23 protein-coding genes and 1 pseudogene are annotated in these 25,282 nt (G+C 67.6%); 18 read left to right on the forward strand and 6 right to left on the reverse strand.

Annotated features, from left to right (window positions below; translation table 11 throughout):
* Positions 1 to 56 precede the first annotated feature (56 nt).
* Genes Q0938_RS13890 through Q0938_RS13905 form a run of 4 tightly spaced genes read left to right on the forward strand, consistent with a single transcriptional unit; the run spans position 57 to position 4,132 of the window.
* Positions 57 to 215 carry a hypothetical protein gene (locus Q0938_RS13890; RefSeq protein ID WP_299363430.1) on the forward strand — a complete coding sequence of 53 codons (159 nt, stop codon included), beginning with the start codon at positions 57 to 59 and terminating at the stop codon, positions 213 to 215.
* Positions 208 to 2,625 carry a phage tail tape measure C-terminal domain-containing protein gene (locus Q0938_RS13895; RefSeq protein ID WP_299363433.1) on the forward strand — a complete coding sequence of 806 codons (2,418 nt, stop codon included), beginning with the start codon at positions 208 to 210 and terminating at the stop codon, positions 2,623 to 2,625. Before Q0938_RS13890 ends, Q0938_RS13895 begins: the two co-directional genes overlap by 8 nt.
* Entirely contained in the window at positions 2,625 to 3,251 is a 627-nt protein-coding gene (locus tag Q0938_RS13900; RefSeq protein ID WP_299363436.1) for a DUF2460 domain-containing protein, read from the forward strand. Before Q0938_RS13895 ends, Q0938_RS13900 begins: the two co-directional genes overlap by 1 nt.
* The gene (locus Q0938_RS13905) at positions 3,248 to 4,132 is read left to right on the forward strand and encodes a DUF2163 domain-containing protein (protein ID WP_299363439.1); all 885 of its coding nucleotides are present in this window, start codon (positions 3,248 to 3,250) and stop codon (positions 4,130 to 4,132) included. The genes Q0938_RS13900 and Q0938_RS13905 overlap by 4 nt, the downstream gene beginning before the upstream one ends.
* Positions 4,133 to 4,141: 9 nt before the next feature.
* Here the strand turns inward: Q0938_RS13905 and Q0938_RS13910 are convergent, their stop codons facing one another.
* Positions 4,142 to 5,029, reverse strand: a complete 888-nt coding sequence (locus Q0938_RS13910; protein ID WP_299363442.1) for a dihydrodipicolinate synthase family protein — start codon at positions 5,027 to 5,029, stop codon at positions 4,142 to 4,144.
* Between the two features lie 33 nt (positions 5,030 to 5,062).
* On the opposite strand from Q0938_RS13910, the gene Q0938_RS13915 reads away from it, so the two are divergent.
* The 12 genes from Q0938_RS13915 to arsH all read left to right on the forward strand — a co-directional run bounded on the left by Q0938_RS13915 (position 5,063) and on the right by arsH (position 17,137).
* Positions 5,063 to 5,551, forward strand: coding sequence for an NlpC/P60 family protein (locus Q0938_RS13915; RefSeq protein WP_299363445.1), 489 nt, complete (start codon positions 5,063 to 5,065; stop codon positions 5,549 to 5,551).
* 9 nt (positions 5,552 to 5,560) lie between these two features.
* A complete protein-coding gene (locus tag Q0938_RS13920; RefSeq protein ID WP_299363447.1) occupies positions 5,561 to 9,598 on the forward strand; it encodes a glycoside hydrolase TIM-barrel-like domain-containing protein in 4,038 nt (1,345 codons plus the stop codon).
* Between the two features lie 9 nt (positions 9,599 to 9,607).
* Positions 9,608 to 10,684 carry a DUF2793 domain-containing protein gene (locus Q0938_RS13925; RefSeq protein ID WP_299363449.1) on the forward strand — a complete coding sequence of 359 codons (1,077 nt, stop codon included), beginning with the start codon at positions 9,608 to 9,610 and terminating at the stop codon, positions 10,682 to 10,684.
* Between the two features lie 52 nt (positions 10,685 to 10,736).
* The gene (locus Q0938_RS13930) at positions 10,737 to 10,991 is read left to right on the forward strand and encodes a DUF6127 family protein (protein ID WP_198590314.1); all 255 of its coding nucleotides are present in this window, start codon (positions 10,737 to 10,739) and stop codon (positions 10,989 to 10,991) included.
* A gap of 73 nt (positions 10,992 to 11,064) precedes the next feature.
* Positions 11,065 to 11,739 (forward strand): D-Ala-D-Ala carboxypeptidase family metallohydrolase, encoded by a 675-nt coding sequence (locus Q0938_RS13935; RefSeq protein WP_299363458.1) that lies wholly within the window; start codon positions 11,065 to 11,067, stop codon positions 11,737 to 11,739.
* Entirely contained in the window at positions 11,736 to 11,993 is a 258-nt protein-coding gene (locus tag Q0938_RS13940) for a hypothetical protein (protein WP_299363460.1), read from the forward strand. The genes Q0938_RS13935 and Q0938_RS13940 overlap by 4 nt, the downstream gene beginning before the upstream one ends.
* Positions 11,994 to 12,021: 28 nt before the next feature.
* Positions 12,022 to 12,153 (forward strand): hypothetical protein, encoded by a 132-nt coding sequence (locus tag Q0938_RS13945; RefSeq protein WP_299363463.1) that lies wholly within the window; start codon positions 12,022 to 12,024, stop codon positions 12,151 to 12,153.
* A gap of 62 nt (positions 12,154 to 12,215) precedes the next feature.
* Positions 12,216 to 13,061, forward strand: coding sequence for a helix-turn-helix domain-containing protein (locus Q0938_RS13950; protein ID WP_299363466.1), 846 nt, complete (start codon positions 12,216 to 12,218; stop codon positions 13,059 to 13,061).
* The gene (locus Q0938_RS13955; RefSeq protein ID WP_299363468.1) at positions 13,058 to 14,056 is read left to right on the forward strand and encodes an ArsJ-associated glyceraldehyde-3-phosphate dehydrogenase; all 999 of its coding nucleotides are present in this window, start codon (positions 13,058 to 13,060) and stop codon (positions 14,054 to 14,056) included. The genes Q0938_RS13950 and Q0938_RS13955 overlap by 4 nt, the downstream gene beginning before the upstream one ends.
* A complete protein-coding gene (arsJ, locus tag Q0938_RS13960) occupies positions 14,053 to 15,330 on the forward strand; it encodes an organoarsenical effux MFS transporter ArsJ (RefSeq protein WP_299363470.1) in 1,278 nt (425 codons plus the stop codon). Before Q0938_RS13955 ends, arsJ begins: the two co-directional genes overlap by 4 nt.
* Positions 15,327 to 16,391 (forward strand): ACR3 family arsenite efflux transporter, encoded by a 1,065-nt coding sequence (gene arsB, locus Q0938_RS13965; protein WP_299363473.1) that lies wholly within the window; start codon positions 15,327 to 15,329, stop codon positions 16,389 to 16,391. Before arsJ ends, arsB begins: the two co-directional genes overlap by 4 nt.
* 17 nt (positions 16,392 to 16,408) lie before the next feature.
* Positions 16,409 to 17,137, forward strand: coding sequence for an arsenical resistance protein ArsH (arsH, locus tag Q0938_RS13970; protein ID WP_299363475.1), 729 nt, complete (start codon positions 16,409 to 16,411; stop codon positions 17,135 to 17,137).
* Positions 17,138 to 17,143: 6 nt separating this feature from the next.
* Here the strand turns inward: arsH and Q0938_RS13975 are convergent, their stop codons facing one another.
* From Q0938_RS13975 to Q0938_RS13995, 5 genes are all read right to left on the reverse strand, one after another.
* The gene (locus Q0938_RS13975; RefSeq protein ID WP_299363477.1) at positions 17,144 to 19,684 is read right to left on the reverse strand and encodes an arsenate reductase (azurin) large subunit; all 2,541 of its coding nucleotides are present in this window, start codon (positions 19,682 to 19,684) and stop codon (positions 17,144 to 17,146) included.
* 11 nt (positions 19,685 to 19,695) lie between these two features.
* Positions 19,696 to 20,220 (reverse strand): arsenate reductase (azurin) small subunit, encoded by a 525-nt coding sequence (locus Q0938_RS13980; protein ID WP_299363479.1) that lies wholly within the window; start codon positions 20,218 to 20,220, stop codon positions 19,696 to 19,698.
* Positions 20,221 to 20,347: 127 nt separating this feature from the next.
* The gene (locus tag Q0938_RS13985; RefSeq protein WP_299363481.1) at positions 20,348 to 21,544 is read right to left on the reverse strand and encodes a response regulator; all 1,197 of its coding nucleotides are present in this window, start codon (positions 21,542 to 21,544) and stop codon (positions 20,348 to 20,350) included.
* Positions 21,538 to 22,950: a HAMP domain-containing sensor histidine kinase gene (locus tag Q0938_RS13990; RefSeq protein WP_299363484.1), complete on the reverse strand. Its 1,413-nt coding sequence runs from the start codon at positions 22,948 to 22,950 to the stop codon at positions 21,538 to 21,540. Before Q0938_RS13990 ends, Q0938_RS13985 begins: the two co-directional genes overlap by 7 nt.
* On the reverse strand, positions 22,947 to 24,311 hold the full coding sequence (locus tag Q0938_RS13995) for a PhnD/SsuA/transferrin family substrate-binding protein (RefSeq protein WP_299363487.1): 1,365 nt from the start codon (positions 24,309 to 24,311) through the stop codon (positions 22,947 to 22,949). Before Q0938_RS13995 ends, Q0938_RS13990 begins: the two co-directional genes overlap by 4 nt.
* On the opposite strand from Q0938_RS13995, the pseudogene Q0938_RS14000 reads away from it, so the two are divergent.
* Together Q0938_RS14000 and Q0938_RS14005 are read left to right on the forward strand one after the other, a co-directional pair.
* Positions 24,249 to 24,751 (forward strand): annotated as a pseudogene (locus Q0938_RS14000) (D-Ala-D-Ala carboxypeptidase family metallohydrolase); the annotation flags it as partial. The gene Q0938_RS13995 and the pseudogene Q0938_RS14000 sit on opposite strands and share 63 nt — an antisense overlap.
* Positions 24,748 to 25,002 carry a hypothetical protein gene (locus Q0938_RS14005; RefSeq protein WP_299363492.1) on the forward strand — a complete coding sequence of 85 codons (255 nt, stop codon included), beginning with the start codon at positions 24,748 to 24,750 and terminating at the stop codon, positions 25,000 to 25,002. The pseudogene Q0938_RS14000 and the gene Q0938_RS14005, both read left to right, overlap by 4 nt.
* Positions 25,003 to 25,282: the final 280 nt, after the last annotated feature.

Here is a 25,282-nt window from a genome sequence, read left to right on the forward strand (position 1 = left end):
CGCTGGAGGGTTGGCAGGTCTGGGACCTCGTCGGCCGCCTCGGCGGCCAGCTGCGCGTGCTGCCCGGCGCGGTAATCGGCTGGGACCTGTCGGCGGCGCTCGCGCTTGGCGACGCGCTCGGCGTGCCGCCGCTCGCCATGGCCGAACTGCTGCCCGTCATCGAGGCGGTGATGGTCGCCAAGCTCAACGAACAGATGGATCACTCCAATGGCTGAGAAGCGAGTATCCGTCCGCCTCGCGGCCGTGGGCGGGCGACAGGTTCGCGCCGAGCTGGAAGGCGTGGGCGAAGCCGGATCGCGCGGCTTCGGACGGCTGAGCCGCGAGATGGAGGCGGCCAACGCCCGGCTTGCAGCCTTCTCCCGCCGTGTCGCTGTGGCGGCTGCAGCCGCCGTGGCAGCAGCCGCCGCCGCTGGCGTGGCGATGATCCGCTCCGGCCTGCAGACGGTCGATGCGCAGGCGAAGCTCGCCCAGTCGCTCGGCACCACCGTCGCCTCGATCCAGACGCTGGAGCGCGCGGGCGAGTTGGCGGGCGTTTCCATGTCCGGCATCGAGCAAGCCACGAAGGATCTGACGCGCCGCCTGAGCCAGGCCGCCACCGGGACCGGTCCCGCCGCCGACGCGCTGGACCGGCTCGGACTCTCGGCCACCGACCTGATCGCCCTGCCGCTCGACCAGCGGGTGGGTGCGATCAACGCCGCCATCGAGAGCTTCGTGCCCGCTGCCGAACGTGCTGCCGTTGCGGGTCAGCTCTTCGGCGAGGAGGGCTCCATCGCCATGTCGCGGATCGACACCGCGACGCTGCGCCAGGCGACCGAGGACGTGCTTGCCTTCGGCGTCGTGGTCTCCGAGCAGGATGCCGACCAGATCGAGCGCACCAATGATGCGATCTCTCGGCTCGGGCTGATCTGGCGCGGGCTTTCGAACCAGCTGGCCGTCGCCGCGGCGCCTGCGCTGGAAGCCGTCGCCAACGCCATGGCGGCGGTGGCCAGCCGCACCGGGCCGCTCGGCATCGCGATCCGTGGCCTCTTCGACAACATCGGCCGCCTGACAACCTATGCCGCGACCTTCGCTGCCTTCCTCGCGGGACGCTGGGTCGTCGGCATGGCCGCCGCGGCGCTGTCCGTGCGCGGCCTCGCGACGGCGCTGGTCGTCCTGCGCGGGGCGCTGATCCGCACCGGCATCGGTGCGCTGATCGTCGGCGCGGGCGAGCTCGTTTATCAATTCACCCGCCTCGTCTCCGGCGCGGGCGGCTTCGGCGAGGCGATGTCGCTCCTGAAAGACCTCGCTGTCGAGGTCTGGGAGCGGATCAGGATGGGCGCTGCTGCGGCGGGCGCAGCCGCCACGGCGATGTTCTTCGACCTGAAGGCGGACGCCGCGTCGGGCATGCAGAGCGCCATCGAGAGCGTGGTGGCCTTCGGCAACACCGCCGCGAACACCTTCGAAGGCGCCTACGAGGCGATCAAGGCGATCTGGGGGCTGCTGCCCGCCGCCATCGGTGATCTGGCGTTTCAGGCGGCCAACAGTCTGGTCGATGGTGTCGAGGCGATGCTGAACGGCGTGGTCTCGCGCATCAACGGCTTCATCGGGGGGATCAACCAGGGACTCGAAGCCCTCGGCTCCGAGCGGCGCATCTCGCTGGTGCCGGACCTCGACCTCGGCGAGATCGAGAACCGCTTCGAGGGTGCGGCCAGTGCTGCCACGACGGCGGCGCAGACCGCGTTCGACCGGGCCTTCGAGGACAATCCGCTCACTGCACCCGATCTCGGTCTGACCGAGGCTGCGAACCGCGCGCTCGAGTCCGCGAATGTCTACCGTGGCGCGGCGCGCGATCTTGCGGACGGCGCGCGCGCGCCTCTGGAGAGCTGGCAGGCCTTGCGTGATGCGGTGCGTGGCACCGACGAGGCCAGTGCCGATGCGCTGACCGAGGCCACCGGCGCGGCCGAGCGGCTGGAGACGGCGCTCGGCGATGCCGGCCGTGCCGCGACCGGTGCGGGCGCGGCGTCCGGGGCTGCTGCCGCTGCGGCGGAGCCCGCGACCGAGGCCGCCGTCACCGGGTGGCAGGCGGTCACGGCAGCGCTGTCGGGCTACGCCAGCAAGGCCCGGGAGATTGGTGGCGACATCGGCCAGAGCCTCGTCGGCGCCTTCCAGTCGGCCGAGAACGCCGTGGGCCAGTTCGTAAAGACCGGCAAGCTGAACTTCCGCGATCTCGTCACCTCGCTGCTGGCCGATCTCGCCCAGCTGGCGGCGCGCCGCTTCATCCTCGGGCCGATCGCCAATGCGCTCTCCGGCGTGTTCTCCGGTGCTGGCGGCATCTTCGCCAACGTCCTGCATGCGGGAGGCATGGTCGGCTCGGCAGGACCCTCGCGCATGGTCCCGGCGATGGCATTTGCGGCTGCGCCTCGGATGCACTCCGGCGGTGTGGCGGGGCTGCGCCACGATGAGGTCCCGGCCATCCTGCAGCGGGGCGAGCGCGTGCTGTCGCGGCGCGAGGCACAGAGCTACGGCGCGGGCGGCGGCGTCAACGTCACCATCATGGCGCGTGACGCCGAGAGCTTCCGCCAATCGCGCACGCAGGTCGCGGCCGACATCGCCCGCGCCGTCTCGCTCGGACGGAGGGGCATGTAATGGCGTTTCACGAGGTGCGGTTTCCCGACAACATCAGCCGGGGCGCGCGCGGCGGGCCGGAACGGCGTACCCAGATCGTCGAGGTCGCCTCGGGAGACGAGGAGAGGAACGCCAGCTGGGCCAATTCGCGCCGCCGCTACGATGTCGCCTACGGCATCCGCCGCGCGGACGATCTGGCGGCCGTCGTGGCTTTCTTCGAGGCGCGGAACGGGCGGCTGCATGGCTTCCGCTTCAAGGACTGGGGTGACCACAAGTCCTGTCTGCCTTCAGGAACGCCATCGCCGACCGATCAGGCCATCGGCACCGGCGACGGCACGACGACCGCCTTCCAGCTGGCCAAGCGCTACGCTTCGGGCGCGCAATCCTGGACGCGCGCCATCGCCAAGCCGGTCGCCGGGACCGTGCGCATTGCGCTGTCGGGCGTCGAGCAGCCCTCCGGCTGGTCGGTCGACACCGCCACCGGCCTCGTCACCTTCGGCGCCGCGCCGGGATCCGGTCTCGCGATCACGGCGGGCTTCGAGTTCGACGTGCCCGTCCGCTTCGATACCGACGTGCTCGATGTCACGCTCGACCTCGAGCGGCTCGGCTCGATCACCTCCATTCCGCTTCTGGAACTGCGCCGATGAAGACCCTCGATCCCGCCTTGCAGGCCCATCTCGACGAGGGCACGACGACGCTCGCCTGGTGCTGGCGGATCACCCGCGCCGATGGCGTGAGCTTCGGCTTCACCGATCACGACCGGACGCTCAGCTTCGATGGTACCGACTTCGAGCCGGAGAGCGGGCTCACCGCCTCCGAAGTGCGCTCGGGCTCTGACCTGTCGGTCGATGCGCAGGACGCTGAGGGCGTGCTGACCTCGGACCGGATCACCGAGACCGACATCCTCGACGGCCGCTGGGACAATGCGGAGGTCGAAGTCTGGCGGGTGAACTGGGCCGACACGAGCCAGCGCGTGCTGATGCGGCGCGGCGCTATCGGCCAGATCCGGCGCGGGCGGCTGGCCTTTGTGGCCGAGGTCCGCTCGCTCGCGCATGTCCTCGGCCAGACGGTGGGGCGGACCTTCCAGGCAACCTGCGACGCCGCGCTCGGCGATGCGCGCTGCGGCGTCGATCTGGAGGACCCGGCCTTCAAGGGCACCGGCGCGGTGATCGATCTCCTGCGCGACCGGGCCTTCACCGCCTCGGGGCTGGTCGCATTCACGTCCGGCTGGTTCACCTTCGGCACGCTGGAATGGTCCAGCGGCGCGAATGCGGGGCGTCGCGCGGAAGTGCTGGGCCACGACGTCACGGACGGCATCGCCGTGCTCACGCTGCTCGAGGCGCCGGTGCGCGAGATCTCCGAGGGCGATGCCTTCACCATCCGTGCGGGTTGCGACAAGCGCATGGAGACCTGCGGCGCGAAGTTCGCCAACACCGCCAACTTCAGGGGCTTCCCGCACATCCCCGGCCAGGATGCGGTCCTGCGCTACGCCACGAAGGACGGCGGCCACGAGGGAGGCGTGCTGTGAGGGGAGCCCTCAGCGAGCCAGAGGCTCGGTCGCCGCGGCGATTTCGCGGCACGTTGCATCGTCCAGCGGCAGGATTGGGCGGGGAGGGTCGCAGTCGGTCAGGCCCATCTGCCGCGCCATCGCATAAACCACCCGCAGCGAGCCATGGGCTTTGAAGAGCGCCCAGAGCGGGGCAAGCTCTTCATCAATGCGGCGGGCCTCCGCCGCATTGCCTGCCATCGCCGCCGCAGTCAGCCGCAACGCGATCTCGGGGAGGATCCCGCCAATCACGCTATACCACGTATTCGCACCGGCCAGCAGCGCCTCGGCGCAGCCCCAGTCCCCGCTGTAGCCGATGGCGAAGTCTGCAGGCAGCGTGCTGCGCAGCCGGGCCAGATCGCTGGCGAGACTGCCTTGCGCGGGCAACGGCATCTTGATTGCAGCGATCCGGGGTACCTGCGCCAGTCGTTGTATGAGCGCGACGTCGAAGTTGAAGTGAGTAGTGCTGGGATTGTTGTAGATGCACAGCGGCAGATCGCTTGCGGTCGCAACGGCGCTGTAATGGGCGTAGGCCTCATCCTGAGTCAGAGGCGTGTAGCTGACCGCAGGCAGCAGCACAGCATTTGCCCCAGCCTCAGCCGCATCGCGGGCCAATGCACAGGCCTCGTCGGTGCGCAGCGCTCCGACCCCGACCATCAGCGACACACTGCTGCCCAGCACATCAGCCGCCACGGACACCGCCCGGCGTCGTTCTGCGCGCGTCAGATACGCGAATGTGCCGGTGCTGCCTAGCAGGCCGACCGAACCAAGATCGGGCCGCCGCAACCGCTCCAGCACCCGGACAAGCGCGTCGGTCTGAACGCGCCCGTCTATGGTCGCCGGGGTGATTGGAAAGGCGGACAGACCAGTAAAGTTCATCTCGATAACCCTCAAGGCACGGCAGTCAAACCCATGGTGACGCCACAAATACCGCGGAATGGCAAGGCGGCGCGCACGACGGCACCCAAGGCTGCAGCTAATCCTGAGCGAGTAATTCCGGCTGCGCGCGCGTGGCTCGGCACACCGTACCACGACCAGGCAAGCCTGCGCGGCGTCGGCTGCGACTGCCTCGGGCTGGCCCGGGGCGTCTGGCGCGAGGTCGTCGGCCCGGAGCCGTTCCCGATCCCGCCCTACAGCCGCGACTGGGGCGAGACCGGCCCGCGCGAGGTTCTGGCGGACGGCGCGCGGCGCATGATGATCGAGGTTTCGCCTGTCGAGGCCGGTCCCGGCGCGCTGGTCCTCTTTCGCATGAGGGCCCGCGCCATCGCCAAGCATGTCGGGATCCTGACCGGGCCCGACATCTTCCTCCACGCCTACGAGCGGCTCGGCGTGATCGAGGAACCGCTCACCCCATCCTGGCGGCGGCGTATCGCCTTCGCCTTCCTGTTCCCGCAACGCTGAGACCCGAACATGGCCACCCTCGTTCTCGGCGCGGCCGGCGCTGCCATTGGCGGTTCGATCGGCGGCGCGATCCTCGGCGTGAGTGCCGCGACCATCGGCGGCTTCATCGGCTCCACCATCGGCTCGGTCGTGGACAGCTGGATCATCTCGTCGCTGGCGCCCACGCAGCGCATCGAGGGCGCGCGGCTCGACACGCTGCGCATCACCTCCGCCACCGAAGGCGCGGTCATCCCGCGGCTCTACGGTCGCATGCGCATGGGCGGCAACATCATCTGGGCGACCGATTTCCGCGAGGAGACGAAGACCACCACGCAGGGCGGCGGCAAGGGAGGCGGGGGCGGCAAGGTCAAAACGACGGAGTATCTGTACTACGCCTCCTTCGCCGTGGCGCTCTGCGAAGGCTCCGAAGCCGGTCCCGCAGGGACCATTCTCTCCGGGGGAGAGAATGGAGGCGGAGGAGGCCCGGCAGGGCGGGGAATCACCGGGATCGGGCGCATCTGGGCCGACGGCAAGCCGATGGACCTCTCCGGCGTCACGTGGCGCTGGTATCCCGGCGACGAGGCGCAGTCCGCCGATCCGTTCATCGCCGCGAAGATGGGCGCGGCCAGCACGCCCGCCTATCGCGGCACCGCCTATGTCGTCTTCGAGGAACTGGCGCTCTCGACCTACGGCAACCGCCTGCCGCAGCTCTCCTTCGAGGTGTTCCGGCCGCTCGCCGATCCCGACACCGCCGAGGGGCTGACCCGCGCCGTCACCATGATCCCGGCCTCGGGCGAGTTCACCTATGCGACGCAGGCGATCCGCAAGACCGATGGCGGGGCGACGCAGGCGGAGAACCTGAACGCGTTGGCGGATGCCACCGACATGGTGGTGGCGCTGGACCGGCTGCAGGCCATGGCCCCGGCGGTCGAGAGCGTCAGCCTCGTGGTGGCGTGGTTTGGCGACGACCTGCGGGCAGGCTCCTGCAAGGTGCGGCCGGGCGTCGAGGTGTCGGCCAAGTCGACCACGCCCGCCAGCTGGTCGGTAAACGGCGTGAGCCGCGCCAGCGCCTTCCTCGTCAGCCGCGACGACCAGGACCGCCCGGTCTATGGCGGCACGCCGTCCGACTTCGCTGTGGTGCAGGCGATCCAGGAGATGAAGGCGCGCGGGCTGCGCGTCACCTTCTATCCGTTCATCCTGATGGACGTACCGCCCGGCAACAGCCTGCCGAACCCGTATTCCGACAACGCCGCGGAGACGGGGCAGCTCGCATTCCCCTGGCGGGGGCGGATCACCTGCTCGCCCGCTGCTGGTTTCGCCGGGACCGTCGACAAGACCGCCACGGCGGCGAGCCAGGTCGCGGCGCTGTTCGGCGCGGCCACGCCCGCGAGCTTCAGCGTCTCCGGCCAGTCGGTTTCGTGGACAGGCACGCCCGGCGACTGGGGCCTGCGCCGCATGGTGCTGCACTACGCCCATCTCTGCGCGGCGGCGGGCGGGGTCGACGCCTTCCTGATCGGTACCGAGATGCCGGGGCTGACCACCATCCGCTCCGAAGCCAACACCTATCCGGCGGTGCAGGCCTATCGGGACCTCCTCGCCGATGTGCGCTCGATCCACGGGGACAGCACCAAGATCGGATACGCGGCGGATTGGTCGGAGTATTTCGGGCACCAGCCGGGTGACGGCTCGGGCGATGTGTTCTTCCATCTCGATCCGCTCTGGGCCGATCCGGAGATCGATTTCGTCGGCATCGACAACTACATGCCGCTGTCGGACTGGCGGGACGGGTTCGAGCATGCCGACGCGCAGGAGGGCTGGCCCGCGATCCATGACCGGGCCTATCTGCAGGCGAACATCGCGGGCGGCGAAGGTTTCGACTGGTTCTATGCCAGCGCAGCGGACCGCTCCGCGCAGGTGCGCACCCCGATCACCGACGGTGCCGCCAGCAAGCCGTGGGTCTTCCGCTACAAGGATCTCCGCAGCTGGTGGTCGAACCCGCATCACGACCGCGCGGGCGGGGTGGAGAGTGGCACGCCGACGGCATGGGCGCCGGAGTCCAAGCCGATCTGGTTCACCGAGCTCGGCTGTCCGGCCATCGACCGGGGCACCAACCAGCCCAACGTCTTCTTCGACCCCAAGTCCTCCGAGAGCTTCACGCCGCATTTCTCGCGCGGCTGGCGCGATGACGCCATCCAGCGGGCCTATCTCGAGGCGACATATCTCTGGTGGCGCGATGCCGTGAACAACCCGCTGTCCTCGGTCTACGGCGGCCGGATGGTGCACGTCCCCGAATGCGCCGCCTGGACCTGGGACGCGCGGCCCTATCCGTTCTTTCCGGCGCTGACTGACGTCTGGACGGACGGGGCGAACTGGCGGCTCGGCCACTGGCTGACCGGGCGGCTCGGCGCGGTGTCGCTGGCGGCACTGGTGCGGCATCTCTGCCTGCGGGCGGGGCTGCCCGAGGCCCGGATCGACGTCACCGGGCTCTGGGGCGCATTGGAAGGCTACGCCATCGGCGCGCTCGAGTCCCCGCGCGCCTCGATCACCACGCTGGCGCGGCATTTCGGGTTCGACGCCGTCGAGACCGAGGGCGTGATCCGCTTCGTCATGCGCGGCCGGGCGGCGGTGGCGAGCCTCTGCCCCGACGATCTGGTCGCGGCCCGCGAAGGCGATGTCCTCGAGCTGACCCGCGGCCAGGAGACCGAGCTGCCGCAGGCGCTGAAGTGGCAGGTCGCGCGGGCGGACGAGGATTACGACGCGGCCCTCGTCGAGGCCCGGCGCATCACCGTGGACACGACCCGCATCGCCTCGGAAAGCTTCCCGATCGCGGTGCCGCCCGAGGAGGCCGAGCGCCGCTGCCGCCGCGCATTGATGGAGGCGTGGGTGGGGCGCGAGACGGCGGCGTTCCGTCTGCCGCCCTCGCGCCTGGCGCTCAATCCGGCCGACGTTGTCCGGCTCGCGCATGACGGGCGGCTGGTCGATCTGCGGCTCGTCTCCATTGCCGACGCCGAGGCGCGGGGCATCGAAGCGGTGCGCCAGGACCGGGCGACCTACGACATGCCGCCCGGCGATCCCCGCGCGGTTTCGCTGACGCGCGCCGTGGTGTTCGGCGCACCGGATGCGGTGCTGATGGATCTGCCGCAGCTGACCGAGGACCAGCCCGCGCATCGGCCGTTTGTCGCGGCGAATGCCGTACCCTGGCCCGGCGAGATGGCGGTGTTCCGCAGCCCCTCGACCGATGGGTTCGAATTGCTGACCACGTTTGGCAGTCGCGCCCGGATCGGGGCGCTGGTCTCGGACTTCTTTGCGGGACCGACGTCGCGCTTCGATCCCGGAAACGCGCTGGTGGTCGACTTGCTGACCGGCACGCTGGAAAGCGTCACCGACCTGACCCTGTTCGGAGGCGCCAACGCGCTGGCCATCGAGAGCGCGCCCGGCGTCTGGGAGATCGTGCAGGCGGGTGCGGCGGAGTTGTTGGCGCCGGGTCGTTACCGGCTGACCCGCCTGCTGCGGGGCCAGCGCGGCACCGAGGGCGCGATGGGAAATCCGGCGCCCGCTGGCGCGCGGGTGGTGGTGCTGGACACCGCGCTGGCGTCCCTGCCGATTGCCGAGTCCGACCTCGGGATCCCATGGAACTGGCGCATCGGCCCGGCGAGCCGTCCGGTCAGCGACGAGACCTATGTGGCAAAAGCCTTCACGCCTGCGGGCATCGGGCTGCGGCCGTTCTCCGTCGCCCATGTCGAGCAGCCGTGGCGCACGCCGCGCACGCCCGGCGATCTGACGATCCGCTGGACGCGCCGGTCCCGCGCGCTTTCCGCCGACAGCTGGGGCGCGGTTGAGGCGCCGCTCGCCGAGGAACTGGAAGCCTACGAGGTCGAGATCCTCGACGGCCTTACCGTGAGGCGGGTGCTGAGCACGACCACCACCAGTGCGGTCTACAGTGCCGCCCAGCAGACCGCCGACTGGGGCGCGCCGCTCGGCCCCGGCGACAACCTCACTGTCCGCATCTACCAGCTCTCCGCCCTCGTCGGGCGGGGCGCGCCCAAGACCGTCACGCTCTTGTTCTGAAGGCACCCCATGTCCGACGCCACCACCCATCTCCTGCTGCCCTACGTCCTGGCGGCGCAGGCCCAGAAGCACGTCACCCACAACGAGGCGCTGCGGATCCTCGACGGGCTGGTACAGCTCTCCGTCCTCGACCGGGACCTGACCGTCCCGCCCGGAAGCCCCGCCGATGGCGATCGCTACATCGTCGGCTCGGGCGCCACCGGGGATTGGGCAGGCTGGGATCTGAACGTGGCGCTCTGGACGGACGGCGCGTGGCTGCGTCTGCCGCCACGGACCGGCTGGCGGGCGTGGGTCGAGGACGAGGGCCTGCTGCTGGTCTATGACGGCGCAGGCTGGATCGGCACGACGCCCGCGTCGCTGCAGAACCTCGCGCTGCTCGGGCTTGGCACCGCAGCGGATGCGTCGAACCCGTTCTCGGCCAAGCTGAACGCGGCGCTCTGGACCGCGAGAACCGTGGCCGAGGGCGGGACGGGCGATCTGTTCTACACCATGAACAAGGAGGCCGCGGGCGACGATCTCGGGCTGACGCTGCAGACCGGCTTTGTGACGAAGGCGCTGGTGGGGCTCTTCGGCTCGGACCGCTTCCGCCTCGCAGTCTCGGCTGACGGCAGCACCTTCTTCGACGGGCTGAGCGTCGACAACGTGAGCGGCATCGTCGACCAGCCCCGGCTGCCGCGCTTCAAGGCCTGGACGAACTACGACAACTATGTCGGCGTCGGCACCTGGACGAAGATCGGCCTGAACAACACCGACTACAACGATCAGGGCGCCTTCGACGCCGCGAACAACCGCTTCGTGGCGCCGGTGGACGGCACCTATCTCTTCGGCGCGACGCTCATGTACAAGGTCAACGCCAGCACCACCGCACGCATGCGCGGGCGGCTGGTCCTGAACGGGACGACCGAAATCCGCGGCTCCCTCGGCGAAATCTCCGCCACCCACGTCTCGCTCGCCACCGCGATCTGGCTGCAGACCATGGTCCCGCTCACCGCGGGCGATACCGTCGAGCTGCAGGGGTATTTCCGGGTCGCGGACGGCTACTTCGCCGCCGATCACACGTCTTTCTGGGGCTGCAAGGTCGGCTGACCGGCGGAAGGAGGATACGATGACCCCACCCCGATCCGAGGGCTTCGTGCGAATGCCCGACGCCGAGTTCGAGGCGATCCTGACACGCGCTGCCGAGGAAGGCGCGAAGCGCGCGCTCGCCGATGTCGGGCTCGATGGCGACGAGGCGGCGCTCGACATCCGTGATCTGCGCTCGCTCGTCGACTGCATCCGGCTGGTGCGCCGCACCGCCATGCAGACCGCCGTCCGCATGATCACCACCGGCGTCATGCTGGCGCTGCTGGCGGGCATCGCGATCAAGCTCAAGATCTTCGGCGGCGGCCCATAGCCGCGCCCCATCCCCATTCATCAGCCCAACCGCACCCGCCCTTGAGGCGGGTTTTTCGTTTTGGAGGACCCCCATGACCACAATCTTCTTCGACCACTGGCGTGAGGCACCGGAGGACGCTTGGCGCTGGCCGAACTTCTCGCCCGCCGAAATCGCCTGCCGGGGCACCGGCAAGCTGCTCGTCAACGAACCGGCGCTCGACAAGCTGCAGGCGCTGCGTGACCGACTGGGCAAGCCGCTGATCGTCCGCTCCGCCTATCGCAGCCCCGAGCACAATCGCGCCGTCGGCGGCGCGACCCGGTCGAAGCACATGGACGGCGCCGCCTTCGATATCGCCATGGCCAACCACGACCCAGTCGCCTTCGAGGCGGCGGCGCGGGAGGTCGGGTTCCTCGGCTTCGGCTTCTATCCGCGCTCGGGGTTTATCCATGTCGACCTCGGCCCGGCGCGTCAGTGGGGCGAGCGGTTCCCGGTCCGGGCGACGGCATTTGCAGCCGAGACGCCGCCCGCACGCGAAGCGCTGGCTGAGAGCCGCACCTTGAAAGGCGGTGGCGCGGCTGGCGTGGCGACGCTGGGCGCAGCCGGGGTCGAGGTCGCGCAGAGCGTCCTGGCAGAGACCCAATCCGCCATCCTGCCGCTTGTGCCGTATCTCGACACCCTGCGCTGGGTGTTCATCCTTGTGGCGCTCGGAGGCATCGCGGTCACCATCTATGCTCGACTTGATGACTGGAAGCGGGGGCGTCGATGATCGCCGCCCTGTTCACCGGGATCGCCGCCGCCCCGTGGATGCGGGCGGCGCTGCGCTACGGCGCGATCGTCCTCGCCGTGCTCCTGTTCCTCCTTTCGCTTCGGCGTTCCGGCGAACGCACGGGCCGCCTCGCCGAACGCCTTGAGACCACGGAGAAGGCCAATCATGTCCAACGCCAGATGCTGGAAGCGGCCGCTCGCCGCCCTCGGGATCGCAACAAGCTTGCTGAGCGGCTGCGCGACGGTGAGTTCTGACGGGCGCGCCGTCAGAACATGTCCGCCCGTGATCGAGTACAGCCGCGATTTCCAGGTGCGGGCGGCGGAGGAACTCAGCATCCTTCCCGACGGCTCGCTCGTTGCGGAGATGCTCGCCGACTACAGTGTCATGCGTGAGCAGGCGCGGTCCTGCACATGAGGGTCCTGCAAACAGCGCCAAACGGAGATTGCGCCAGCTGCTATTTCCGCTATTTATGAAACATGGAAGAACCGATTCCCTCCCGCCTGTCCACCCTCGGTCACCCCCACCGCCTCGCCCTCTTCCGGCTGCTCATGCGGCGCTATCCGGATAGGGTGCCAGCGGGCGAGATCGCCGCTGCGCTGGATTTCAAGGCGTCGACGCTCTCGGCCTACCTCTCCGCGCTGATGCAGGCTGGGCTGGTAACGCAGGAGCGAGTGGGAACCTCGCTCCGCTATTCCATCGCCATGGCCGAGGTGCGTCGCACCTTCGACTATCTCATCCTCGACTGCTGCCGCGGTCGGCCCGATCTCTGCGCGCCTGTCTCCCTGCCATCGCTTTCAGGAACCACCGCCATGTCCGACCGCAAGTACAAGGTGCTGTTTATCTGCACCGGGAACTCCGCCCGCTCGATCTTCGCCGAGTCCATCCTCCGCAAGGAGGCGGGTCACCGGTTCGAGGCATATTCCGCTGGCACCCGGCCCCACTCGGAGCTGAATCCGTTTGCCATCGAGGTGCTCGAGCAGAACGGGCACGATGTCTCCGTTCTGCGATCGAAGAATGTGGGTGAGTTCCAAGGACCCGACGCACCGAAGTTCGATTTCGTCTTCACGGTCTGCAATCAGGCGGCGAATGAGGAGTGCCCGGCGTGGACCGGTCAGCCTGTCAGTGCGCATTGGGGCATGCCTGATCCGGTCAAGGCCGAAGGAACCCACGCCGAGAAGAGCCTCGCGTTCCAGCAGACCTATGGGGCGCTGCACAACCGCATCAAGACATTTTCGGCGCTGCCTATCGCTTCGCTGGACCGCATCTCGCTGCAACGGGCCGTGGACGACCTCGGCCGTACGGATGCCGGAGCGCCAGCATGACCGTCTATGCTCTGAACGGCATCGGCCGCATGGGAAAACTTGCCCTCAACCCGCTTCTTGAACGGGGAGCGGAGATCGCTTGGATCAATGACGCGGTGGGCGACCCCGCCATGCATGCGCATCTGTTCGAGTTCGACACCGTGCATGGGCGCTGGGATGCGGCGTTCTCGCACGACGCGGAGAGCGTCACCATCGACGGCACGCGGCTGCCTTTCGTCGGCAGCAAAGACCTGTCCGAGCTGCCGCTCGCGGGAGTTGATGTGGTCATCGACTGCACCGGCGTCTTCAAGTCCGAAGCGAAATTGGCTCCGTATTTCGAGGCGGGGGTGAAGAAGGTGGTCGTCTCGGCGCCGGTCAAGGACGGCGGCGCGGCGAACATCGTCTATGGCGTCAATCACGACATCTACGATCCGGCCGAACACCGGATCATCACGGCGGCAAGCTGCACGACCAACTGCCTCGCCCCGGTCGTGAAGGTGATCCACGAAGCCATCGGCATCCGGCATGGCTCGATCACCACGATCCATGACGTGACCAACACGCAGACCATCGTGGACCGACCCGCCAAAGATCTGCGACGGGCGCGTTCGGCGCTCAACTCGCTGATTCCGACCACCACGGGCAGCGCCACGGCAATCACGCTGATCTATCCGGAACTGAAGGGCCGGCTGAACGGCCATGCCATCCGGGTACCACTGCTGAACGCGTCGATCACCGATTGCGTGTTCGAGGTCGAGCGGCCGACGAGTGCGGACGAGGTCAACGCGCTGTTCAAGGCCGCCGCGACAGGTCCGCTCGAGGGCATCCTCGGCTATGAAGAGCGCCCGCTTGTCTCCGCCGATTACACCAACGACACACGTTCGGGCATCATTGACGCTCCCTCGACCATGGTCGTGAACGGCACCCAGGTGAAGATCTACGCCTGGTACGACAACGAGATGGGCTACGCGCATCGTCTGGTGGACGTGGCGCTGATGGTCGGGGCCTCGCTGTGACCGTTGCCCGACCGCGCCCCGAAGGGCTGTCAGCCTATATCGCAGTCACTGCCGTCTATTGGGCCTTCATGCTCACCGACGGCGCCCTGCGGATGCTGGTCCTGCTGCATTTCCACAGGCTTGGGTTCAGCCCGGTGCAGCTGGCCTATCTGTTCATCCTTTACGAGATCGCAGGCATGGTCACGAACCTGTCGGCGGGATGGATTGCGGCACGGTTCGGGCTGACCTCGACGCTTTATGCTGGACTAGGCTTGCAGGTCATCGCGCTGTTGGCGCTGGCGCAACTGGATCCCGGCTGGGCCATCGGGTTTTCGGTCGCCTACGTCATGATCGTGCAAGGCGCGAGCGGCGTGGCCAAGGATCTGGCCAAGATGTCCTCGAAATCCGCCGTGAAGCTGCTGGCCCCTGAGGGCAACGGCGGGCTCTTCCGCTGGGTCGCGCTGCTGACCGGATCGAAGAACGCTGTGAAGGGGCTGGGCTTCCTGCTGGGCGCGGTGCTGCTCGCCACGTTGGGCTTTGTCCCGGCGGTCCTTGCGATGGCAGCGGTACTTGCGGTGATTCTGCTCGCCGTCCTGATCGCTATGCCGCCAGGATTGCCCAAGGGACGCAAGGGCACGAAGTTCTCCGAGGTCTTCTCGAAGTCCGCCAACGTGAACTGGCTGTCGGTAGCGCGGGTGTTTCTGTTCGGTGCACGCGACGTTTGGTTCGTCGTCGGCATTCCGATCTATTTCTACGCTGTGCTGTCGGACGGCACCGTCGACGGCAACCGGGCCGCCTTCTTCATGATCGGCACCTTCATGGCGGTCTGGACCATCCTTTACGGCGCGGTGCAGGCGGCAGCACCCCGGCTCTTGCGTGCGGCGCAAAGATCGGACGGCGACTTGATCGACGCGGCGCGTGGCTGGGCGTGGGCGCTGGCCGCCATCCCGGCCGGGCTGACTGCCGCCGCCCTGATCTCGCCCCAGCCGCAGCCATGGCTGACAGCGACGCTTGTCCTGGGCCTGCTGGCCTTCGGCGCGGTCTTCGCGGTGAACTCGTCGCTGCATTCCTATCTGATCCTCGCCTTCACCCAGGCCGAGCGAGTGACAATGGATGTCGGTTTCTACTACATGGCCAATGCGGGCGGGCGCCTCCTCGGCACGCTTCTTTCGGGCCTGACCTATCAGATCGGCGGGCTGGCGCTGATGCTGGGAACTGCGGCGGCGATGGTGGTGGCGTCTGCGCTCGCTGTCAGCCGCCTCAGCCTGGACCGCACGCAGGAGAGCCTGGCATGAGTGTCTTCGAACGTTATCTCACCCTGTGGATTGCACTTGCGATCGCACTGGGTACCGGGATCGGGGCCACGGCGCCCGGGCTCGTCGAGGCCGTGGCAGCAGCAGAAGTGGCCAGCGTCAATCTGGTGATGGCGGTGCTGATCTGGGCCATGGTCTATCCGATGATGGTCGGTGTCGACCTTCAGGCTGTCGCCGGGGTGGCACGCCAGCCGAAAGGCCTTTTGATCACGCTGGCGGTGAACTGGCTGATCAAGCCGTTCACTATGGCGTTTCTAGCGGTTCTGTTCTTCGATTACGTGTTCGCGCCTTGGATCGAGCCGGAGGATGCCGCTCAGTACACCGCCGGGCTGATCCTGCTTGGTGCCGCGCCCTGCACGGCGATGGTCTTCGTATGGTCGCAGCTGACCCGCGGCGACGCGACCTACACGCTGGTGCAGGTCTCGGTCAACGATCTCATCATGGTGGTCGCCTACGCGCCTATCGTAGCCCTCCTTCTCGGCGTTACCGATATTGCGGTGCCCTGGGAAACGCTGGTGCTGGCGACGGTTCTCTACATCGTCCTGCCGCTGATCGCCGGCCTGATCACGCGGCGCGCGCTCGGCTCGCCCCAGGCGATCGAGGCGTTCTCTACCCGGATCAAGCCGTGGTCGATGATGGGGCTGATCACAACCGTGGTAATTCTCTTCGGGCTGCAGGGGGCAAAGATCCTCGCGAACCCCGTGGTGATCGGCATGATCGCGGTGCCGATCCTGATCCAGGGCTATGGCATCTTCGCGCTGGCCTATGCCGCGGCCTGGACGATGAAAGTTCCGCATCGGATCGCCGCCCCTTGCGCCATGATCGGCACCTCCAATTTCTTCGAGCTTGCTGTCGCTGTGGCGATCAGCCTGTTCGGTCTGAACTCGGGCGCGGCGCTGGCGACGGTCGTTGGCGTGCTGGTTGAGGTGCCGGTGATGCTGTCACTGGTCGCATTCGCCAACCGGACGCGCCATCGCTTCGAGCCCGAGGGAGACACTGAAGCCAGCGACGCCCCGGAGCAGCGTCTAGCGGTGAAGCCGTGAACGCCAGGTTGCCACGCGTGAGCGAGGATGGTTTCGATTGGACGCTGAATCCGGGCATTGAAGTTTCGCTGCTGTCGCGTCCCAACTCGGAAGAGTTGGCTTCTGCTGGCGGCCTTGGGCACCCACCCCGCATCGCGATTCTGAGCGGCTCGCTGCGGGAGCGCAGCTTCTCGCGCCTCGCGGCGGAGGAGGGCGCGCGAGTCCTGCGGCACCTCGGCGCCGAGGTCCGGTTCTTCGACCCCGACGGGCTGCCGATGGTGGACGCTGTAACCGACAACCACCCCAAGGTCGTCGAACTCCGCGATCTCGCGATTTGGTCGGAGGGGATGGTCTGGTCCAGCCCTGAACGGCACGGCGCCATGTCAGGCCTGATGAAAACGCAGATTGACTGGTTGCCACTGTCGCTCGGGGGTGTCCGGCCCACCCAGGGACGAACGCTGGCGGTGATGCAGGTGTCCGGCGGCTCGCAGAGCTTCAATGCGGTTAACCAGATGCGCATTCTCGGCCGCTGGATGCGGATGATCACCATCCCGAACCAGTCCTCAGTCGCGCAGGCGTGGGACGAGTTCAATGCTGCAGGGCGGATGAAGCCCTCACCATACCTCGCGCGCATCGTCGATGTCATGGAGGAGCTGATACGTTTCACGCTCCTGACGCGGGGGCGGCCTTCGTTGACCGACCGCTACTCGGAACGACTCGAGAGCGCCGAAGCGCTCTCGAAAAGGGTCAACCAGGCGAGGATCTGACGAGCCTTACAGCTGCGCCTCCAGCCTCTTGAACGACATCCCCCGGACCGCAGCAGGAGCCGAGGCCAGCTTGCGGATATCCGCCCAAGTTTGCTTGTAGACCGGGATCACTAACTCGTTCGTGCCCGAGGAGATCACGTTGCCCTGCGTTCCGCGCGGGCTGCCGAAGATCATGAAGCTCTGCTTCGGCTTGGCGGTATCCATCGGGTAGGCGATCGCCTGGGTCGCGCCGTTGTCGTTGACGACCTCGACGAGATCCCCTTGAGTGACACCGATCTCGGCCATGTCCGCCGGGTTCATCTCGATGATCGGGTAGGGCCAGCGATCGAGGACGAACTCGTTACCTTCATCCATGAACCAGTTCTGCCAGTTGATGTTGGTCCGGCCGTTGTTGATCAGGAACGCGAACTTCTCGCTTTCCTCCTGCTTGCCGGGCGTCGCATAGCCGCGCCACTCGCCGGCCATGAACCGCGCCTTGCCATCCTCGGTCGAGAACTTGCTGTCGGTGTACAGCCGCGGTGTGCCGATGATGGTCTCGCCCTCGATCCCGGTTGCCGGCTCCTGGAAGCCGTTGTTGCCCATCGCGCGCAGCCGGTCGTAGGTCACATGCTCGCCACCGTTGGCGTGCTTGCGATAGCCGTCCTCGAAAGCATCCCCCTCGTCCTGCCAGTCGTAGCCCGTGAACTTCTCCGCGAGATCCGGCTGGCCGAGGTCCTGCATTGCCTGCCGCATCGCCTGAGCAATCCCGGCCGCGATCATGCAGTCCGGCCGGGCACTGCCGGGCGGATCCATGTAACGCTCGACCAGTCGCATGCGCCGCTCGCCGTTCATGGACGTCAGGTTCATCTCGCCCGAGATCGCAGCTGGCAGGACTACATGGCTCTGCTTGCCCATCTCGTTGTGAATGATGTCGACGTTGACAGCGAAGAGGCCACCGTCACCGATCGCAGCTAGGATGGCGTCCACCAGCTCCTCGCGACTCCTGCCGGCGGCCGCGTCCATCGCCGCCTTCACCATATTGGTGCGCCGGTTGTATTCGCGCTTGAACTCGGTGGCGTTCAGGGTCGTCCGGTAGTGGTTGCAGGCCCAGACGTGGTGCACGCCGCCCTTTCCCTGGATCAGCAGCTGGTCGACATAGGCTGCGGGCCGACCGACATGGGCGTCTGAGGGTCGCACGTAGCCCTCCTGGTGGCCGCCGAGGCGGACGCAGCCGCCGCCCTCCCGCCCGATGTTGCCGGTCGCGAGCGCAATGTTCACGATTGCGCCGTTGGTGCGGTAGTTGTCGTTCGACCAGATGACGCCCTTCTCGTAGCCGATCATGGTCCGGCGCCGGGCGCCGTTCCCCTTCGGCTGCGCGATCCATTCGGCGGCCTTTCGGATGTCTTCGACCGGAATGCCAGTGATCTCCGCCGCCTGTTCGAGCGACATCCGGTTCGCCTCGACGGCCTCCTGGAAGGAGACGAGCGCCGCAGGGTGCGCGCCATCAAGGGTGTTTCGATTGGGCGGAGCGGTTTCGGTTGGGACGCTCTCGCCGCCAACGGTGAACGCGTCGATGAACTCCTGGTCGACCCAGCCCTGATCTGCGACATGGGTGAAGATGGCATGCGCCAGCGCGAGATCGGTTCCCGACCTCGGCGCAAGGTGCAGCACGTTCTCCTTGCCCGCCGCCATCTCGGCTGCGTTGACAGAAACCGTCCGGCGCGGGTCGATGAACACGATCCGGGCCTGTGGATGCTCCTCGCCGGGCATCAGTTCAGCCTTCTTGCCGTCTGTCTGACCCTGCAGGTTCGGTATCCAGTGGTTCAGGAAGTAGTTGGTCTGGCATTCCAAGGGATTGGCGCCCCAGCAGACGATCGTGTCGGCCAGCTCCGCATCCTCGTAGGCATTGTTCAGCTCGCCGACGCCCATGTCGCGGGTCGCGTGAACCTCGGAGTTGTAGGCCGGGCGGTTGTGGATGCGGATGTTCCTGATCTTCATGCTCTCGAAGTAGAGCTTGCCCGTGCCCCAGGTGTTCTCGTAGCCGCCGGCCGAGCCGCCGTGGTCGAAGACCGAGACGATCAGTTCGTCCTCACCCTGCTCGGCGACGATCCGCGCCGTGACACGTGCAACGAGGTCGAGGGCGTCGTCCCAGCTCGTCTCGACGTAGCTGCCGAAGCGCCAGACCATCGGTTCGCGCATCCGGTTCTGCTGCGTGCCCAAGACATCCGAGGTATGGCCCTCGGCCATTCGCGCACCGCGCACCGAGCCGAGGCCGGAGTTCACGACGCATCCGGCATCCGGCTTGATGACCAGATGCACGTCGCGACCGTCCTGCTTGACCACATTATACATGGAAGGCGCATACCAGGCCTCGGTCTCCATCCCCTGCTGCCGGGAGAGATCGACGCCGAAGACGTTTTCGCCGGGCGCAGTGCCGCCTTGGCGGTTCAGAGGCCAGGTATAGGCGTGATAACCACAACCCACGATGCAGTAGTGGCAGGTGACATTGTGCTTCGACGCATCGGCCGGGATGATCGGCAGGCGATCGACGTGGCGCTTGTAGGTCATCGGATCCTCCCTCAGGCCAGCACGTTCGAAAGACGGCCGTAGATCAGCTCATCGACACCATCCGCATGGATGTCGCCGTTCTCGTCCACGCGGAGCGTGAATTGCGGCAGGTTGTTGGTGGCGTGGCCCCAGATCTGCTGGCCCGCCTTTTCACAGTCGAAGCGGGACCAGTGACCGGGACAGTTCAGTGTCTTGTCCTCCCCGTCGTAGCTCAGCATCCAGCCCTTGTGCGGGCACAGCGTGCTGAAGGCGACGATGTCGCCATCCGGCCCGACACCGCCCTCGACCGCCTGGCCGAGCTTCAGCAGAACTCCGGGGCTGTCGGCATCCGGGAAAGCGATGTCCAGCGGCTCGTTGACGGTAAGATCGGCGATGTTGGCCAGCTGGGTGGGCGGGTAGGATACGCGTGCCAGTGCGGGGCTGGCCTTGGCTTGTGTCGCCGGCAGCACGCTCGCCGCCGCCGCGCCCGCCGCGCCGAGCACACCCCCCCGGAGGAACTGCCGTCGCCCGGCGTTCACCAACTGCTTGCATGTCATGTTGAACTCTCCCGCTAGACCCTATGCTCAGGCTAGCATGGGAATCCGATCCATAGAGGCGGAACTCGCCCGGCCTAACTCGTTGTCTACGTGTGGTTTTTTAGACGCGTTCGGTTTTCCGAACAGGTCAGAGGCCCAGCCGCTGCATCTTTTCCCACAGCGTGGTACGCGATATTCCGAGCAAGCGGGCGGCGGTGGCGGGATGGCCGTCGCTGCGGTCAAGTGCGGCGAGGATCTGGGCACGTTCTGCCTCGTCGCGGACTTCGGCCAGGGTTCTCCAGGGTGCTTCTGCCACGCGCTCCGGGAAGAGATCGGTCGCCTGCAGCCACGGTCCCTCTGCCGCGTCCACTGCACGGATCACCCGCGCCCGCAGTTCGCGGCCGCCTCCGGGCCAACCGTGCGCGCGGACCGCGGCGGAGGCCGCTTCGGTGATGCCGCTGAGCGGAGCGGAACGCCGGGCATTTGCCCCGGCAAAGAGGCGCTGCATCAGCCAGTCCGCGTCCTCGGGTCGAGCGGAAAGGGGCGGGACTGTAATCTCGCTGCGGCGCAGGCGATCACGTAGATCAGGGCGCACGGCCTCAAGCCCTTCGGGTGCGCCACCGAACACGAGCCGGCAGGCTGGTGGGGTGTCGAGCAGCTCGAGGAGCGCCATCTCACCCTCGGGATCCAGCCGATCCACTGCCGCGATGTAGAGCGTGCCATCTGCCGCTTCGGCGATCGCATCAGAAAGCGCCGAGCCAGAAGGGCGCGATGCGTCGTGCACGACCAGCGGTCCCAGCCTTCTCGACGATGCGTTGTGCAGGCCTCGCGCGAGATGTCCTTTTCCCGCGCCCGGTTCGCCCGAAATGAGCACCGGCCGCTCCGTGGCCCCCGCCTCCGCAACCCTTCGCTCGGTCCGGCGCGCCAGGTCCGAGACGCCCAGCCAGGCTTCGCCTTCTCCGGGAGGGTCGGCGGCCGCGATCAGGGTGACGAGGCGCGCGAGGAACTGATCCATGGCGAATGGCTTCTCGATGTAGTCGCCAGCTCCTGCCTGGATCAGCCGCACGGCCTGCGCGATGCTGCCGCGCCCGGTGATGAACAGAAACGGTCGCGGCGGGCGGGTTCGGGACAGTTCGGCGAACAGCGCCTCGCCGTCGCCGTCAGGCAAGGCGATATCGCAGACTACGGCATCGATGTGGCCCTGCGGGCTCCGCAATGCACCCAACGCCCGGCCAGCCTGGCGCAGCCATTGAACCCGCGCACCTTCAAGCTCGAGACGCTGCACGAGCGAAGCCCCCATCAGGGCATCGTCCTCGACGAGGACCAGACGGCGGCCAGTCAGCATCGCGCAGCGCCTCCCGGAAAAGTGAGAACGATCTCCGTGCGTTCATCGGTCCGGCAGACGCAAATGCAGCCCCCGAGCTGCGACATTACGTCACGAACCAGACGCAGTCCGACTCCCTTCGAGGGTGGCCGCCGCTCGCCAGCAGACTGCAGCCAGTCGGCAAGTGCATCCGGCAGGCCCGGCCCGTCATCGCTCAGCACGAAGCGCGGCGCAGTGCCGGCAAGGACGACTTCGAGTTCGACGCATCCGCCATGCGGAGCGGCCTGGGATGCGTTGAGCAGCAAATTCAGCAGGACCTGACGCATGGGCCCCGCAGGCAGCCTGGCGATGCCTGCGGGGTCCACTTGCCAGTTGAGCCGCTGGCCGCGGGTCCGGAGGGTTGGACCCAGCAGCAGCCGAAGGTCGTCTAGATCCTCGGCAGTCAGATCGAGGCCGTCGCGATCAAGCCGGTGATGGTTCAGAGTCGCCGCGGTGATGTCGCGCAGGTGCTGCAGCCCCCGTTGCAGAAGCGAGGCGGCCTCGCGGACGACTTCTGGGCGGTCAGCATAACGGAGAGCCGTGTCGGTGGCGTTGAGCAGGCCGCCGAGCGGGTTGTTGATTTCGTGCGCCAGCGATGCCGACAGCCGCCCCAAGGCCGCCAGCCGCTCGCTCTCGGCTCGCTGCCGATCGGCCTCGGCTCCTCGGGCAACCTCAACGGCAAGGCTGTTATAGCCGGCAACCAGGCTCGCCATCTCCTCCCCGCCAGCCGGTAGAGCGCTTTCCGGGATCAGGGCTGGGCGGGGCCCCGCCGAGGTCAGGTGATGCGCCAAGAGTCCGAGGGGGCGCAGCTCGCGGCGCAGCACCTGAGCGCCAACGGCCGCCAGCCCCAAGGTGGCGGCAGCGCTGCCCAAGATAAGAAGCAGCAGCGTTCGACGGCGTCCGGCCGCAAGATCCGACAGGTCGAGTTCGCTGATCATGTGCCCGACCGTGCGACCTTGATAATCGATTGCGGCCCCGACCCGCACCCGATCGCTGCCACGACTGACGACAGCGTGCGTCGGGGGGACTGCTCCCTCCAGAAATGGCGCAACCAAGCTGTCAACCGGAGCCTGAAGCGGATCTGACGCTGCCAGTACGCGTCCGTTCGGATCGGCAACGACGATGAGCGCCACCCTCTCCGACTGCCCACGGGCGCGGTCGAGGAGGTCATAGACCTCCCACACGTCGCGGTGCAGGACGTGAGGCCCCAAGGCCAGTTCGAGTGCCGCGAGATGAAGTTCGGCCACCTCACGGATGCGGTCCTGCTGCACGCGACCAAGGGTGCCGAGAACCAGCTGGGATGCGAGCACTCCCAAGGCCACCATCATCACGGCCCCCAGCAATGGAACCCTCACCGACAGGGGCTGCCGGAACCACCATGCCTTCATGGCTTAGCCGCGAGGTCGCGCAACCGGGCCGCTATCGGGTCGAACAATCCGGCGTCTGGCTGTGCGAAGCCGTCAAGCTGAAGCTGCTCCAGCGCCGTGCGTCCAGCGGAGGTGTTCCCCATGCGGCGAAGTGCGTGCGTGAAGGCCTGGATCGAGGGCGTCGACAGTTCGTGCCTCCGGGCAACCATGGGCGGGAAGCCCATCCATTCCGAACGCGTCACGATGCGGGTCCTGACCGTTAGCGCCGGCTCCACTGCGGCGAGAGCTTCCCAGACGTAGCCGTCCACACTGCCCGAGCGTGTCAATCCGCTCGCCACCGCGCGGACCACGTTGCGGTGGCCCCAGGTGAAAATTGCGCGTCGGAAGAAGGTCTCAACTGGCTGTCGGCGGCGCGCAAGGTCCGAGGCAGTGACCAGCCAGCCCGAGTTGCTGTCGGGATCGCTGAAGGCATGAACGCCGTCGCGAAGATCCCCAAGATTTGTCGCAGTGTCATCTGCTCCGGCTATCAGGTAGGACCGGTAGAGTGGCTGGCCCCGCCACAAAGGTAGCGCAACCAGCCCAAGCCGGGAGCGATTGCGGAGCCAGGGGAAGCCGCAGAGCCAGGCTGCATCGACGCCCCCGTCCAGCAGCAGCCGGGTGACCTCGGCATAGCTGCGCCTCTGCACCGGCAGCACGGCGCGGCCCATTGTCTCGGCCAGCGCCCCTGTCAAGCCAGCGATGACAGGCGCCTCGTTGTCGAGGAACACCGACGTCAGACCGAGGCGGAACGGCGTCGACGCCATCGCAGCGCCGACGACGAGCGCCGGCGTTGCCAGCAGGAGCGAGCGGCGGCCGATCATCGCAGTGGCGCTGTCACTCGAACGCCCGGCGGCGCTTCCATGGTGGCGTGCTGGGTCTGCACCGTGCCAAAGCTTGCTCATGTTCCGCGTTTCTCTGGTTCCGCCCTGCATCTTGCGCGGATCGGCGTCAGATCGACAACCGCCTCGCGCGTCGAACTTGTGGATCAGCGCGCAGATCAGCCGGGGCGACGGCGCACCCAGCCAGCTCACGAACTCGTCGCGGCGCGTCACCCGAGGCGACGGTGCATCGGCGCCGGCGACTCCCGCGTTCCGCATCACGCCCTCGATCTGCTTGTCGAACTCGTCGCGGTCGGTGATGACCAGCACACGGGCATCCGGCTCACGTTCGAGAATCCATTTGGCCAGCAGCACCATCAGGATGCTCTTGCCAGACCCCTGGGTGTGCCAGATGACGCCGCCCTCGCGCTTGGCCAGCCGCTCCTGCGCCAGCTTCACGCCGGTGGCGCGACCCGCTCCAAGCACCTCGACGGCGCCGCCTTCGACATCGCCATGGCGAACCACGATCCGGCGGCGTTCGAGGGTGAGGCGGAATAGGGCAAGGTCCAGTGGACCTTGACCCGCCGAACGCGCGCGAGGTCGGGTTCCTCGGCTTCGGCTTCTACCCGCGCTCGGGCTTCATGCATGTCGACCTCGGGCCCGCGCGGCAATGGGGCGAGCGGTTCCCGGTCCGGGCGACGACCTTTGCAGCCGAGACGCCACCAGCGCGCGAGGTGCTGGCCGACAGCCGCACCATGAAGGGCGGTGGCGCGGCTGGCGTGGCGACGCTGGGCGCTGCGGGCGTGGAGGTGGCGCAGAACGTCATCGCCGAGACCCAGACCGCGATCCTGCCGCTGGTGCCGTATCTCGACACGTTGCGCTGGCTGTTCATCGCCGTCGCGCTCGGGGGCATCGCAGTCACGATCTACGCCCGCCTCGATGATTGGCGCCGGGGGCGGCGATGATCGCCGCTCTCACCGGAATCGCTGCCAGCCCGTTGGCGCGAGCCGCCCTGCGCTTCAGCGCTGTTGCTCTCGCCATCGTCCTGTTCCTGCTGTCGATCCGCCGCACCGGTGAGCGCGTCGGCCGCCTCGCCGAACGCCTCGAAACTTCGGAGGAAGTCAATGACGTCCAACGTCAGATGCTGGAGGCCGCGGCTCGCCGTCCTCGGTCTCACGACGAACTTGGTGACCGGCTGCGCGACGGTCGATTCTGAGCCGCGCATCGTCACCGTCTGTCCGCCCGTGGTGGAGTATAGCCGCGAGTTCCAGGCGCGCACGACCGAAGAACTGGTTCTGCTACCGGAGCGGTCTTCCATCGCCGAGATGCTCGGCGACTACAGTGTCATGCGCGATCAAGCCCGCGCGTGCAAAGGACGGTGATCTGCGATCTGATCGCCGGCCGCGATATGGTCGAAGACGCGAAAGCAGATCGCCGGATAAGGCGGCGATGGCCGATAATGCCCCGCAGTCAGACGGAGGGGCGGCTGCTCGCCA

Origin of the sequence: uncultured Paracoccus sp. (assembly GCF_947496875.1) — a bacterium.
Lineage (GTDB): Bacteria > Pseudomonadota > Alphaproteobacteria > Rhodobacterales > Rhodobacteraceae > Paracoccus.